This window comes from Kineosporia succinea (genome assembly GCF_030811555.1).
In the GTDB taxonomy this organism is placed as follows: domain Bacteria; phylum Actinomycetota; class Actinomycetes; order Actinomycetales; family Kineosporiaceae; genus Kineosporia; species Kineosporia succinea.
The window spans coordinates 6,066,451-6,080,460 of the sequence record NZ_JAUSQZ010000001.1 but is presented as its reverse complement, the minus strand read 5'-3'; the positions used below and the strand labels follow the sequence as shown (position 1 = coordinate 6,080,460).

The 14,010-nt window shown below is 68.0% G+C and carries 9 protein-coding genes and 2 pseudogenes; 5 read left to right on the top strand and 6 right to left on the bottom strand.

The genetic code is table 11. The features are described 5' to 3' along the window. Positions 1–142 precede the first annotated feature (142 nt). The 3 genes and pseudogenes from J2S57_RS26825 to J2S57_RS26815 form a co-directional block, all read right to left on the bottom strand. A pseudogene (locus J2S57_RS26825) lies at positions 143–969 on the bottom strand (alpha/beta fold hydrolase). Between the two features lie 481 nt (positions 970–1,450). Then, positions 1,451–2,278, bottom strand: coding sequence for an SDR family NAD(P)-dependent oxidoreductase (locus J2S57_RS26820; RefSeq protein WP_307247962.1), 828 nt, complete (start codon positions 2,276–2,278; stop codon positions 1,451–1,453). An 852-nt stretch (positions 2,279–3,130) separates the two neighbouring features. Continuing rightward, the gene (locus J2S57_RS26815; RefSeq protein WP_307247960.1) at positions 3,131–3,970 is read right to left on the bottom strand and encodes a helix-turn-helix transcriptional regulator; all 840 of its coding nucleotides are present in this window, start codon (positions 3,968–3,970) and stop codon (positions 3,131–3,133) included. A gap of 454 nt (positions 3,971–4,424) precedes the next feature. Here J2S57_RS26815 and J2S57_RS35440 point away from each other — a divergent pair. Further along, a pseudogene (locus J2S57_RS35440) lies at positions 4,425–5,147 on the top strand (DUF3159 domain-containing protein); the annotation flags it as partial. 75 nt (positions 5,148–5,222) lie between these two features. Further along, positions 5,223–6,209 (top strand): SDR family oxidoreductase, encoded by a 987-nt coding sequence (locus J2S57_RS35435; protein WP_370882710.1) that lies wholly within the window; start codon positions 5,223–5,225, stop codon positions 6,207–6,209. Between the two features lie 283 nt (positions 6,210–6,492). Here the strand turns inward: J2S57_RS35435 and J2S57_RS26805 are convergent, their stop codons facing one another. Continuing rightward, entirely contained in the window at positions 6,493–8,013 is a 1,521-nt protein-coding gene (locus J2S57_RS26805; RefSeq protein WP_307247955.1) for a GMC family oxidoreductase, read from the bottom strand. A 677-nt stretch (positions 8,014–8,690) separates the two neighbouring features. Between J2S57_RS26805 and J2S57_RS26800 the strand changes: the two genes are divergently transcribed. After that, a complete protein-coding gene (locus tag J2S57_RS26800; RefSeq protein ID WP_307247953.1) occupies positions 8,691–9,662 on the top strand; it encodes a helix-turn-helix domain-containing protein in 972 nt (323 codons plus the stop codon). On the opposite strand, the gene J2S57_RS26795 is transcribed toward J2S57_RS26800, so the two are convergent. Both J2S57_RS26795 and J2S57_RS26790 read right to left on the bottom strand, forming a co-directional pair. After that, positions 9,562–10,017, bottom strand: a complete 456-nt coding sequence (locus J2S57_RS26795) for an SRPBCC family protein (protein ID WP_307247950.1) — start codon at positions 10,015–10,017, stop codon at positions 9,562–9,564. The two genes, J2S57_RS26800 and J2S57_RS26795, sit on opposite strands and share 101 nt — an antisense overlap. A 249-nt stretch (positions 10,018–10,266) precedes the next feature. Then, positions 10,267–11,040, bottom strand: coding sequence for a hypothetical protein (locus tag J2S57_RS26790; RefSeq protein WP_307247949.1), 774 nt, complete (start codon positions 11,038–11,040; stop codon positions 10,267–10,269). 596 nt (positions 11,041–11,636) lie between these two features. Between J2S57_RS26790 and J2S57_RS26785 the strand changes: the two genes are divergently transcribed. Together J2S57_RS26785 and J2S57_RS26780 are read left to right on the top strand one after the other, a co-directional pair. Further along, positions 11,637–13,037, top strand: a complete 1,401-nt coding sequence (locus J2S57_RS26785) for an FAD-binding oxidoreductase (RefSeq protein ID WP_307247947.1) — start codon at positions 11,637–11,639, stop codon at positions 13,035–13,037. A 3-nt stretch (positions 13,038–13,040) separates the two neighbouring features. Next, positions 13,041–13,997, top strand: coding sequence for a hypothetical protein (locus J2S57_RS26780; protein WP_307247945.1), 957 nt, complete (start codon positions 13,041–13,043; stop codon positions 13,995–13,997). Positions 13,998–14,010: the final 13 nt, after the last annotated feature.

Genomic DNA, 14,010 nt, shown 5'->3' with positions numbered 1-14,010 from the left:
TTCAGCTCATGATCCTCGACTCGTGACGCACGGCTGGAATGGGCTCGCTGCGCGCTGGCCAGCTCGATCGCCGACGCATCCGATGTCCCGCCGGCCACGCCCCTCTGTTCCTCGGGCGTGGCCGGCGGGACGAGCGAGCGGGCTACCAGGCCGACGCGATGGCTTCGGCCAGGACAGCCGGCTGCGACAGGAAGGGCGAGTGCGAGGACTCGAGGTCGACGACCTTGGTGGCGTGCTGTGAGACAGCGTCGATCTCCCGCACGAAACGACGCTGCAGGGCCGGCCGGATCATGTTGTCCTGGGTGCAGACGACGTAGGTGTGGGGTACTGACCCGAAGCGTTCCCGGGTCGCTGTCACGGCCTGGGTCGCCACCCCATCGGCGCGTCGGGATTCAGCAGGCCGATGGCCGCCACGGCGACGTCTTTCTCGACATCGGCGTACAGGGCGGTCCGGAAGGCCTCGTGATGCTCCCCGTCGGCCGGATCCAGCCGTGAAGCCCCCAGCTCGAACGGGTTTCCCCGGCCGAGAGCAGTTCCGGTCTCGCCCTCGTTCTGCGGTGAGGCCACGTACTCGGCGGCGGACATGCCGGCGGTGGGTGCGAAGGCGGCGACATACACCAGATGCGAGAAGAGGCTGGGCTCCCTCTCGGCGGCCTCGGTCGCGACGGCGCCGTAGGCACTGTGAGCGACCACGACGCACGGGTCACCGCTCCCGATCCGGCGGATTTGCTCGATCAGGGCCCCGGCGGCCGTGCCGACGTCGATGGAGGCGACCCCGGACGGCTCCGAGGCGTACGCCGCGGCGTCGAACGGCCGGGCCCAGCGGGCCTTCGGCGAGCGTGCGCCCAGCCCTTGACCTTGCCCGTCCACCGCGACCGAGGCTATTCCACGGGCCGCCAGATGTGGCGTGACCAGGCTCCAGCACCAGCTTCCGTGCCAGAAACCACCGAGCAGTATGACGTTTCGCAAGACACTGTCTTTCGGTAGACGGGTGGTGCGCCGGCGTTTGCCCGGCGCAGATCATGCTGCCGGGCACGAAAGACCCGCTTGAGGGGCCTTCAAGCGCGCGTGGCCGCCGAAGAGGTCACTGCGGCATTGTTGTTCACGGCACCAGCAATTCGGCGCCGCGCTCACCGAGCATGACGGACGCCGCGTGGACGTTGCCGGGATGTGGTGTCGCGAGACCCACTCTGCTCGGAGCCAGCGGCGCTGGCCAGGACTTCTCAATCCCACCTTCAGATACGGTCCGCCTTCACCGTGAGTGCTCGAAACAAGCGACCCGTAATCATTTTAAGGATCATGAGCTCTTCGTGAAGAATTGTTCACGTAGCGCGGCAACCCTCGGCGACACGCAGGCTTTCGCTGGCCGGCGGGAGTGTCGAGGTCCCGCGTCGGGGGGTTCGCCGGGTTCGCTCCTGGGCCGGCCGCTTCGGCAGCCGGGAGGTCGTAGCTACAGGTACTCCTTCACAGCGTTCTCGGAAGCGGCCCACATCTCGAGGGCCCGCTCGGGGGCGAAGCGTCGCGTATCCAGCCGGTACGCCGCGCCCGCCCCGTGCAACGCCCCATTGGTCAGCTCCGAAGGTGGAGCTGTGCCCAGACGCACTACCCGACGGGCGGCCGCCTCGGGTGTGGCGAGGAACGGCATGTGACGAAAGAAGTATCGCAGTCTGGTTTCCCGACCGATATCGGTGCGGACAAGACCGGGATGCACGCTGTAACTGAGGACGTCGGGCCAGCGTTGGGCAGCAGCTGTCGCGAAAAGCACGTTGGCGACCTTAGAACTCTGATAGGCCGCAACGCCGTTGTAGCCCGCTTCACCGGGGTCCAGCCGCCCGGGGTCCAGTCTCGCGTTCGGAGCGGGCCGTACCGACACGCTCACGATCCGTCCGCCACCGAGCCGTTCGTGAAGCAGGTTGCTCAGGAGAAAGGCGGCCAGATGGTTGGCCTGGATCGTGGCCTCGTGGCCGTCTTGAGTGCGCCGGTAGGATCCCAGGTGCATTCCCGCATTGTTCACCAGCACATCGATTTTCGGGTATCTCTCCCGCAGGCGGTGAGCCAGGCTCGCCACCTCGTTCAGACGCTCGAAGTCGGCCTGGAACGACACTGGCTCCTGGCCCGCATCACGAACTCGCTCCACTGCGGCGACGAGCCGCTCCTGGGTGCGGCCGACCAGCACGACCTGATCCCCCCGGGCCGCGAACTGCAGGGCGGCAGCCAGGCCGATGCCCGAGCTGGCACCCGTCACGACAACGGTGCGCGGCGGTGTTCCTGACCTCATACCTGGAAAACTCCCTCTGTCTGATCCGTGCGCTCGGTGAGAAGAACAGGTCGACGGCCCGCAGGGTCATCCCCGATACCCCTCAGCTCAGAAGACGGGCGTTGACAAAACCTTGACGAATCCTCATCGAGGAACGCGATGCCTCTGACTGGGAGCGGTCCAATTCCGCTCGGCGGTGCGGGAAGTCGCTCAGTGCGGACCGGTCCACTTTCCTGGTTCTGTGTCACGTCACCTGTCGATTGAGCGAAGTCTGCCTGGCCCCGTGCCGGATGACCAAATAGCGATCAGGTTCCCGCTCAAACAGGGATCGACAGTGCCTGGTTACCGACCATCCAGATCCCCGAAGCTGACATCCGCACCCGAACGCCGTCCGCCAGCGGAGATCGCGGTGCCCGCCGTCCATCCGTCGACCTCAACCCGCTCCTACGACCTCCCCTGACCCTCACCACCACCCACACCACCATCGGTCGGGATCAGGCGCCGGCTCAGATGCGTGAGGTCCAACGCCCACTGCAGGACGTAGGTCCCCTGGCTCTGAACCCGGCCCGAGCCCAGGCCGCCGGGCCAGGGCAGGTCCGAGTGGCGTACGCGAACAGTGCGCCGCTGACGGTCGACGACCTGTCCAGGGCCCTGACCAGGCCCTGACCAGGCCCTCCAAGCCCTACCGAGCCACCGATACCAGTACCGGTCACCGCTGTCACCGCGAAGCCCTGAACGTCTGGGCCGCACCGGCACTGATGCTTCAGCGAGCAGCGAAGACCACGGCCGGGCCGCAATGTGCCCCCAAGTTGGGCACCAGGCGACTACCCCTCTACGTTGCCGGCTGGTCCTCGGACCGAACCGACGCAACGCCTAGATCGAAGCACCGGATCCCGCGACCGCGAGCGACTGCAGCCGCTCATAACTCGAACTGCCAGGAACCGCGGTGTAAACCAGCAAGGCGTGGGACTGTTCAGGGTCGAGCAATCTCTGGCAGTTCAGCTCCAGGTACCCGACCTCGGGGTGATTGAAACGCTTGATCTCATCCGGCCTCGACCCCACGGTCTGCTCCGCCCAGAGACTGCGGAACTCCTCACTCTGCTCGGACAGCAGCCCGGCCAGTTCAGCCGCCCGGGAATTCGGGCCCCGCCGCCCCAGGACACCGCGCAGACCTGAGGCGTACATGCGAGACATGGCGGGGTGATCGTCCGGCAGGTACAGGTCGCGGCTGGACAGATCTGCGAACCACCGATAGCCACGACTACGCGAGGGCCCGGTGTAGGCCGTGGCATCGCCGACCAGGGCCACCCCCAGCGGGCTCTGGCGGAGCGTCTCCCCCAGTTCGGTGACGATCTCGGCGGGCGTGTCATCGAGGCGGTCCAGCACTCGCAGCAGACCTGGGCTGATGTGATCGCCGGCCGTCCCGCGGGCCGGCGGCTGGTGCCCGGCCAGCAACAGGAGATAGTCGCGCTCCTCCACCGACAGGTGCAGCCCCTGCGCGATCGAGGCAATCATCTGCTCGGACGGCTGGGGCCCCCGGGCCTGCTCGATCCGGGCGTAGTAGTCGACCGAGATGTGGCAGAGGGAAGCGACTTCCTCCCGCCGCAGACCGCGAGTTCGGCGACGATGCCCGCGCATCAGGCCCACGTCCTCCGGCTGCAACGCTTCTCGTCGCCGCAGCAGAAAGTCCGCCAGGGCCGGTCGGTCGATCACCCTTACCTCCGGTACCAGATCTGCTTCGTAGCACGGCGTCCGTGAGCCGACACGGACGGACGCCGCATGTGGTCGTGCCGACAGCCGCGATTACTGTCGAACTTCTTGGTCGCACCAGTCTAGGCAACGAGCCCCGGAGACTTCGTTGCCGGTGATGGCACCATGCGCCAGATGCGGGCCGTCCACTTCCTTTGCGCAGCAGTGAGAAAGGGCGTCATCACGCACCGTCATTCGCAGACGTCGCGGTGCCGGACAACTGATCCGGGAGAACCCTGGGTTGCCCCGGTGCCGGAAACTGGACGCTGACCCAGATGCTCATTCTTGTGCCACACAACGTTGTTCGCAGCTCAGCGGTATCTCAGGCAGGTGTACCACCGGCATCCACGCTGGCCCACGCCAGCACCCCGCACCCCGCAGCCCGCGGCCCGCGGCCCGCGGCCCGCGGCCCAGACGAATGCGTACGCGCCCAGCCTGGTATCGGGAAGTCCTGGATGCACCCGCCGGAACCGGGCAGCCTGAATGCCCCACCCACCCCGGAAGGACGACGATGCCCCAGCGCACCATCACTCCCCCGCCACCTCCCATGCCTACCGAACAGGACCTGAGCATGCGCGCGGTCCTGCACCGGGCCTGGCAGACGTCCGGCGGAATGATGGGCATCGCCGTGACGGCCGCTCCCGTCATTGCCTTCGTCGTGGCCGACTCGATCGGCGGCCTCGTTCCGGCCCTGATCGCCCTGGCGGCGGCGGCCACGCTGGCTTTCGGGATCAGAGTGGTGCGACGCGAACCCGTCCGGGGAGCTCTGGCCGGACTCGTCATGGCTGCGGTGTGCGCCCTGATCGCGGCTGTGACCGGCGAGGCCCGAGGCTTTTTCATCCTGCCGATCCTGCTCCCTGCCTTCTTCATGATCGCGTTCTCCGGCTCCCTGCTGGTGGGGCGGCCGCTGACCGGGTTCATGTTCAACCGGCTCGCGGGCGGTCCGCACGATTGGCATCGCCACCGTCGGCTGCGACGGGTCTACACGCTCACCACGGCGGCCGCGGTGGCGGTCAATCTCGTCAACTTCGTTCTCCGGCTCACGTTCTACCGCGCCGACGAGCCTGCGGTGCTCGCCGCAGTCGGGATCGCTGCCGGCCCCGTTCTTGCCGCGCTGGCGGGCGCCACGCTGATCGCCGCTCGCCGCGCCGCCGCTCACGTACCCCAGACATCCGCCGGCCCACGGACGGATCTCTTCCACAGCGGAAGGACCAGAATGCGTCGCACACCTGATATCTCCATCCCCGATCTGACCGGCAGGCGGGCCGTCGTCACGGGCGCGAGCGACGGCATGGGACTGGTCATCGCCCGACGGCTGGCCGCCGCCGGAGCCGAAGTGATCATGCCGGTGCGCAACCCTCGCAAGGGTGCAGAAGCCATGGTCCGCATCCGCCAGGAAACACCCAGTGCCCTGGTCTCCTTGCGCGAGCTGGACCTCTCGTCACTGGCTTCCGTGGCGGCTCTCGGGCATGCGCTGCGTGCGGAAGGGCTCCCCCTCCACCTTCTGATCAACAACGCAGGCGTCATGACCCCGCCTGATCGACAACTGACCGTCGACGGGTTCGAGCTACAGTTCGGCACGAACCATCTCGGGCATTTCGCGCTCACCGCCCACTTGCTGCCGCTGCTGCGAGCAGGCCGGGCCCGGGTGACATCACAGTTGAGTGTCGCGGCGCGTCGTGGATCGATCAATTGGGCCGACCTGCAGTGGGAGACCTCCTACTCCGGGCGAGATGCCTACTCTCAGTCGAAGATTGCCTTTGGCCTTTTCGGGCTCGAGCTGGCCCGGCGCAGCCAGATGGAGGGGTGGGGCATCACCAGCAACATCTCTCATCCCGGAATTGCACCGACCAGCCTTCTGGCCGCCCGTCCCGAGATCGGGCGCACCCAGGACACCCCTCAAATGCGGTTCATCCGCGGGCTGTCTCGACGTGGGATCCTCCTCGGGACCCTCGAGAGTGCCCCCCTGCCGGCGCTCTACGCGGCAACGTCCGACGAGGCCGGCAATGGCCAGTTCTACGGCCCCAGCGGTCCGGGCCACCTGGGTGGCGGCCCTGCCGAGCAACAACTTTACCCTCCGCTGCGCAATGAGGACGCCCAGCGCGTCTGGCACATCTCCGAGGAGCTGACGGGAGTTTCATTCCCGGTCTCCGAGGGAGATCCCATCAGCACCCCTGGGGCCCCGACAGCTGAGGGCACGTAAGAGAGCAACGGTCCACGGCTCCGGAAGCGTTGCGGGACGACGCTTCCGGAGCCGTGGCCTTCCGGAGTCCGCACCCGTCAGCGACCAGAAGAGATGCCACGGTCGGGCGCTTACACCGTCGGCGTGACGTTCCCCGGCAAAGTCTGATCCCGTACCCGCCTGCCCGGGCCGGGGCTGAGATCAGCCCCGGCCCGGGCAGGCGAGCAGTCAGCCGGCTCGACACGAAGGCCTTCGGCGCCTTCGTCGTCCGGTCCTGGGGAGGTGTTCGTCCCTCCAGCAGGTCTCAGGCGAGGTCGTCGGCGATGAAGTCGGCGCCCTGCATGCCGATGGCGACGCTGGGTGCCATCGTGTTGGCGACGGGCACGTGGGGCAGGATGGACGCGTCCACGATGCGGAGGCCGGTTGTTCCCCACACGCGCAGGCGGGAGTCGACGACCGCCAGTGCTCCGTGGCCCATGGCCGCGGTACCGCACTGGTGCCAGAACGTTTGGGTGCCCCGCCGCAGATAGTCGATGACCGCGTCCTGGTCGGCGTTCGCAGGCGGGAACACGCGTTCGCTGAGGTGCTTGCCCAGTTCGGGCGAGTCCGCGATGGTCGTGACCCGGGCAACAATGTCCAGGAGAGCCGGGATGTCGGATCCATCGTTGAGCCACCCGGTGCGGATGAGCGGGGGCGTGGCCGGATCTGCCGACGACAGGCGGACGTCGCCGCGGCTGCGCAGCCTGACGCCGGTCAGGAACGTCACCGCACGCTCGGGTACGCCGCCCTGGGCGGCGATCGGCGGCGCAACGACCGGGAAGGTCTCGACGTAGACCACGGCGGCCGGGGCCTGGGGTTCGGAAAGGTTCCAGAGCATCCCGGTGACCGCCTGCATCGGTGCCGGCAGCTCCGCATCATCAGAAACACCCCAGACGAGCGGCACATTGATGTGATCGTGGAGGTTGCGTCCGACACCGGGCAGGTGCTTGCGCAGGGGAATGTCGAGCCGTTGGAGCTCCTCACGGTCGCCGACCCCGGAGCGCATCAGGACGGCGGGGGTGTTGACCGCCCCCAGCGAGAGAACGACCTGCCGGTCGGCAAAGAGCTCGACACCGTCGGTCAGCCTGACCCCGACGGCCCGGTCTCCTTCGAACAGGACCCGTCCGACCTCGGCCGCGGTGAGCACGGTGAGGTTCTTCTGGTTCTGCACCGGGGTGACGAAGGAGCGGTAGGGAGACTGCCTGCGGCCGTCGTGGATGTTGGCGTCGCGCACCGAAGTGCCCGCGGCCTGCTCCATGAGCGCACCGTTCAGGTCTGCGACTTTCGGGATGCCCTGGCTCTGTGCGGCGTCCTGCACGGCTTCGAAGAAGCTGTTGTCGTTCGGGAGCTGCTCGATCCACATCGGACCCGACGTGCCACGGCGAGCGTCCGACGGGCCCTGGTAAGCCTCGATTCGACGGTAGACATCAAGGATGTGCTCGTAGTCCCAGACGTCGTCATCTGCGATGCGTGCGTACGAGTCCCAGTCGGCCCGATGTCCCCGCGCCCATACGGAGACGTTGATGCTTCCGCCGCCGCCCAGCCCCCGTCCCATGGGGTAATACGCGGGAGCGGCGCTCAGCTGCGGCTCGGGTTCCGTCACGAAGTTCCACACGCCGTCCGTCCCGAGGTTGGTCGGCCACAACCACGGGTCCTGCACGTTCTCGCGCTCGTCCGTGCCACCGGCCTCGAGGAGCAGGATATTCAGGTCGGTGTCGGCGGCCAGCCGTCCCGCGACCGTGGAGCCGGCTGACCCCGCGCCACAGACGATGACGTCGAAGTGCATGCCACTCTCAAGACGTCCCGTACGAGGGGTTTCATAGGTGTTCATCAATGTCCCATCTTGTTGTCGGAGGTCGGGGTTCCGTCCCTGCTAGGACGTGAAACATGCTCGCCACGCCGAGAACTCAAGAGCCGAACAGCCTCAGGAGGTCTCGGCGCCGTCGGGAAACGGCTCCGTGAGAGCGTGCTTTCCCGTTCACTGTGCGCGACGGTGGCCACGGTTATCTCTCCGCCGGAGGTCACGCCGTTGCCCCGTCCTGGTACCCGGATGTGGGTGGTCGTGCGGGGCCCACTCTGCGATGTGCCAGAAGGGTTATCCAGGACCTCCCGATCCCACCTCGGCCCTGTCCACCTCCGGGCACACGGTGTCAACGACACCTGACCCGTACCCCCGTTGCCTGCGTCGCTTGCCCCATCCGGCCGTCGGCGCCACAATTTCCAGGCCGGCGATCGGCCGAGCCTGTCTGCCGTCTGACGGTGAAGATGCCCCCACCCCTACACCACGCGCCCAAAGCTCGTCCCCGCCGTTCAGGTTCGCCATCTCGCCCGGTCATCACTGGTCGAGGCGGTCGGATCTGCAAGTCAAGACGGAGGCTCAGGCCTCCCAGTGCGAAAGTTCACCCCATGACGCCAGCATCGGCCTTCTCCCTCGACACCCGCGCGGGAGCGCAGACCGTCCCCATGATGGAGACCTTCGCCCAGAAGTGGCACGACGTCATCGGTCACGACCAGGAACTGCCGGCCATCGCCACGCCGCGTCACCGCCAGATGCGAGGATCAGTCACCGTCGGAAAGATCGCCGACGTCACGCTCGTCGATGCCCGGGTAGCCACCCCCATACGCACCTACGGGCTACCCAGTCACCACGACCGCGAGGTTCGTCTGTACGCGGTGCACCACGGCGTTCTCACCCTCGACGATCCGAACGGCCAAGGCACTCACCAGCTGAAGGCTGGGGAGTTCATGCTCCAGCACGTGGTCCGGGCGGTGCATTTCGACGCATCGGCCGACCTTGAGCTCCAGATCGTCTCGCTGCCCGCACCGCCGCTGACCCCGTTACTGAACGGCCGCCTGCTTGCGGGACTCACCACCGATGCCCCGATGCGTCTTCTCCTGGCCCACGCCCGTGCGATCCAGGGCGCCCTCGCCGATCTGAGCCCCACCGGGATCTGGCCGGTGCGCGACTCACTGTTCGAACTCGCGCGAGCGGTCGTCCGGGACCGCCTCGACGATCAGGCACCAGCCATCGGCCCCGCTCTCGTGGCGACCGCACGAGCCCTGGCCGACGCCCGGCTGACCGACCCCGGCCTGAACCCGTCCGTCATCGCCCGTGAGTGCCACGTCTCGTTGCGCACGCTTCAGCGTGCCTTCGCCGAAACCGGTGAGTCTCTGCGCACCTTCATTCATCGCCGGCGTGTGGAGGAGGCTGGCCGTACGCTGGTCTCCTGCCCGGGGGCCTCGACCGCCGAGGTCGCCGCCCGTTGGCAGTTCACCGACAGCAGCCACCTCAGCCGGTCAATCCGGAAGCAGTTCGGGACCACCCCGCGCGAGCTCAGCTCTCCTGGGCGAACAGGCTCGCCGCCTGGGCGGCCAGGTCGTCAGCCAGCCTCCGCATCGTGCGCGGGAGCACGAAAGGCAGGACCCAACCGGTGACGGGCTTCATCCGGTAGCGCCCCTCCCACGAGATGTCTGTGCCGCCGTCCACAGCCACGGCCAGCCGGACGTGCGCGTCATAGTCACGCAGTGCCATATTGAACGCGTCCTGGTACGCCAGGTGATGAGGAGGCTCGACGACCGTGAGCCGTTCCCCGGTCACGATCCGCCCGGTACGGAAGGCACGCACGGCGCCCACGCCGTCGCGTCCGTGCACATCGATGCCGTCGGAGCGTCCCACCACCAGCTCGTCGAGGGAGGACGACCAGTCCGGCCAGCTCCGACCGTCTTGCAGGAGTTTCCAGACTGTTTCGACGGGCGCGGGAGTATGAGAGCGAACACTGTACTGCGGCATGGCGTTCATTCTCGTCAGCGTGCAGAACCGAGGGCTTGTACGTCGGCGACAGATCGGCGGTACCGGAACGACGTTGACGAGACGACGCTCCATCGGGCACTCCCCCTGCTGTTGGGATCCGCCATGTCGCCGAGCCAATTCGCCATGCCGGGCTGGGAGCTTCCTTCATGTAGTGGACGACATGAGGCTGAGGTCCTGCTCCCGCCGCGCGGGCCGACGGGAGCAGGTCACTCGGACGGTCGGCTGCGCTCAGGAGATGCGCTTGAGCCGGTAGGCGTCCGTGCCGTTGGCGCTGCCACACGTGCCAAAGGTCTGCAGATAACCCTGAACGGCCCAGCCGGCCGGCACCGGGCTGGACGTGCAGACCACCTCGGTCGTGCCAATGGGCAGTCCGGTCAGCCGCTTCACGGTGCGGCCGTTGATCCCGTTGGAACCGCCGCAGACGCTGGTGTTGTACAACCTCGTGTCCACCCAGCCGGCTGGAGTCGTCGGAGTGACACACGCGTCCACCGTTGTGCCCGCCGCATATCCGGTGAGCTGCTTGACATCCCGGGCGTAGAGCCCGTTGTTGATGCTCCCGCACAGCGACGAGGAGTACTGACGGATGTTGATCCACCCCGTGGGGGTGGTGGGAGTGATGCAGGCATTCACCACGGTGCCCGCGGCGTACCCACTCAGCTGCTTGATGCTCTGGCCGTTGATCCCGTTGCTGCCACCGCACAACGACCCGGCCTGACGGAAGGCCGTGACGATCCACGTGGCCGGAACAGCGCTGGATGTACAGGCTTCCACCGAAGTGCCGGTCGGATAGCCGTCCACCTGCTTGATCCACTTCGCGTTGATACCCGAGAAACTGCCGCAGCTGGGTGAGTTGTACAGCGACGTGTCCACCCAGCCCGTCGGCGTGGCGGTGGAGATGCAGGTGTTGACCGTGTCTCCGGGCGCGGCCAGGGCCACACCCGGGGCGATGAGCGCGAGAGCCGCTACCGTCAGGGCGAGAAGAACCGTACGAGTGTATTTCATGTTATCCCCCAGTACTTTTGAACGGACGCCACGATCGTAGGTCCTGGGAGCCGGAGGCGGGCGCCGAACCCGCAAGCTACCTGGCAGTCCGGAGAACTGGCCGACATCCGACCAACCCGCGCAGGGTACGGGAACCGTCGAGCAGGAACGAGCGCCGGGCCGAGATGAACTCCCTCGCCCGTCTGCGTTGCGTGGGCGCCGCTGGGCGTCCCTGCCCGGCTCGCGGACGGCGCTTTGCTGGTCAGTTGATGCTCGCCCCTTGGCAGCGCATCGACCTTTCGCATTGGCCTACACATCCCCTCTGATTTCCCTACGGTCACCGCCATGAGACGCGTTGTGACCATCGGTGTGTCACCACGCCGAGCCTGCCGGCCCTGAGTCTGAGCGGGATCTCGAGCACCTCGGCGTCGCCGGTCCCCGCCGAGGCGAAGTGGCACCTTTCGAACCGCAGAAGGTGCCATTCACCGGACGGTTTCGTGTATTGGCAGGCGACCACGACGTCCACCATCGGCTGCCGCGCCCTCAGGGCCGGCCGCCTCGACGCTCGTTGACACGACGTCGATCTTTTGTTGATCGCCCCGCTGTCTGCTGACGTCGTGAACGACACGACAGTGATCAACCCGACCGACGTCAAGCTGCTGGCGAGCCGGACCACGGGCCCCGTGGCCACTCCGGCCGACGAGCAGTACGAGGCGCTGACGTCCTCCTGGAACCTCGCCTACCCCCAGAGCCCGGCGGTGGTCGTGGGGGCCGCCGACGCCGACGACGTCCAGGCCGCCGTTCGCTTCGCGGCCGCCGCCGACCTGCCGGTGGCGGTCCTGTCCACCGGGCACGGCACCTGGGGTTCCACCGAGCAGGCCGTGCTGATCAACGTGCGGGCCCTGGACAGCGTCACCATCGACCCCCTGGCCAGGACGGCGACGGTGGGAGCCGGGGTGGAGTGGCAGGACGTGGTCTCCGCGGCCGGCGTCGCGGGCCTGGCGCCCGTCAGCGGCTCCGCGCTCAATGTCGGGGTCGTCGGCTACACCCTGGGCGGCGGGCTCAGCCCGGTTCTGGGACGGGCCTACGGCTGGGCCGCCGATCACGTGCTGGCGTTCGACATCGTCACCCCCGACGGGCAGTTGCGGACCGTCGACCCGCAGAGCGAGCCTGACCTGTTCTGGGCCGTGCGCGGTGGCAAGTCCGCGTTCGGCGTGGTCACATCGCTCACCTTCTCCCTGATGCCGGTGCCCCGTTTCTTCGGTGGCGGTCTCTACGTGGACGCCGTCCACGCCGAGGCGCTGCTGGCCGAGTTCCGGCATCTGACCGCTCTGGACGACGACCGGCTCACGGTGTCCTTCGCCTTCCTGCGGATGCCCGCGGCGCCGTTCGTTCCCGAGCCGCTGCGGGGACGCGTCTGCGCCCACTTGCGATTCTCTTTTCTCGGCAACGCTGTTGAGGGTCAGGAACTGGTGGCCCCGGCGCGGGCTCTGGCCCCGGCCCTCATCGACACCGTGTGCGAACGTCCCTACACCGAGTACGCGGCCGTGCACGACGATCCCGTCGCGCCCATGCCCGCCTACGAACGCACCCGGCTGCTCGCGGAGTTTCCCGAGGAAGCGGCCACGGCGCTCATCGAGGCGGCGGGAGCCGGCGTCGACACGCCGGTGCTGGTGGTCGAGATCCGGCAGCTGGGTGGCGCTCTGAGCCGCGAGCCCCGGTTCCCCAGCGCGGTCAGTCATCGTGACGTGGCCTTCAGCTTCTGGGTGGGGACGGTGGGGGCACCCGGGCGGTCGGGGGCGGCTTCCCCACCCCTGGAGTCCCTGATCGATGCCCTGAAGGCCTGGCAGCACACCGGTTCCGCGCTGAACTTCCTGGGAACGACCGATCCGGCGGCCACGGCCGAGGCCTACTCGCCGCAGACCCTGGACCGGCTCCGTCAGCTCAAGCGGGAGTTCGACCCGGGTAACCTGTTCCGGGTCAACCACAATCTCGTTCCGACCACCCAGGAGCGCTGATCCATGCCATTGAACTGGCCCGACGAGGTGCAGTCCGTCTTCGCCGGGGACCTGGTCACGGTCTCCGCCTACCTCACCCCCGCCGGTGGTGCCATCGTCACCCCGGTGAGCCCGGTCGGCCTGGTCGATCCGGAGGCGGGCACCATCGCCATGACGTCGTCCCTGGCCTTTCCCGCCAAGCTGAAGCGTCTGGTACAGGACCCGCGCGTGGCCATGGCCTACTTCACCCGCGAGCACGGCTTCGCGACCGCGCCGCACCAGGTGCTCGCCCAGGGCACCGCGACGGTCCCCGCACAGCCGTCACCCGAGCAGCTGGCCCTGGTCACCCGGCAGGCCAACACGTTCTTCGGTGACATGCCCACGGGCCGCTTCTGGGACTGGGCCCTGCGCGAGTACGTGGAGCACCGGGTCATCATCAACATCTCCCTGGAACGGGTCATGTCCTGGCCCTCTCCCGACCTCAGGGGCGCGCCCGAGGTTTACGGCCGGCCCGCACCGCAGCACCCCGACCCGCAGGCCCCGCCCACCGGTGGCACAGGCCCCCGGGTGGACACCGCGAAGTTCCGGCGTCAGGCCCAGGCGATGAGCCACCAGGTGATCGGCTACCGCGGCGGCGACGGGCTCCCGGTCATCGCGCCGGTCCAGGTGTCCGGCCACAGCGAACGAGGCCTTCACCTCGACGTCCGGCCCGGGCTCCTGCCCCCGGGTGGCCGGCGGGCCGGGTTCGCCGCGCACGCGTTCCGGCCCTACGCGGCCGGGGTGTCCAACCGGGTCGGCACCGGGTGGCTGACCGTCACCGGCGACGACGTGACCTGGGCGCCGCACACCTCGGGCGGGTTCAGTTCGCCACCCAACAAGTCCCTGCACCTGCTCGGCAACGGCCTGCTGTCGAAGCATCTGATCCGGAAGTACCGTCGCGACGGCACTTTGAGAGAGCTGGACGACCTGCGGGCGCGATGAGGCCCGGCCGCCC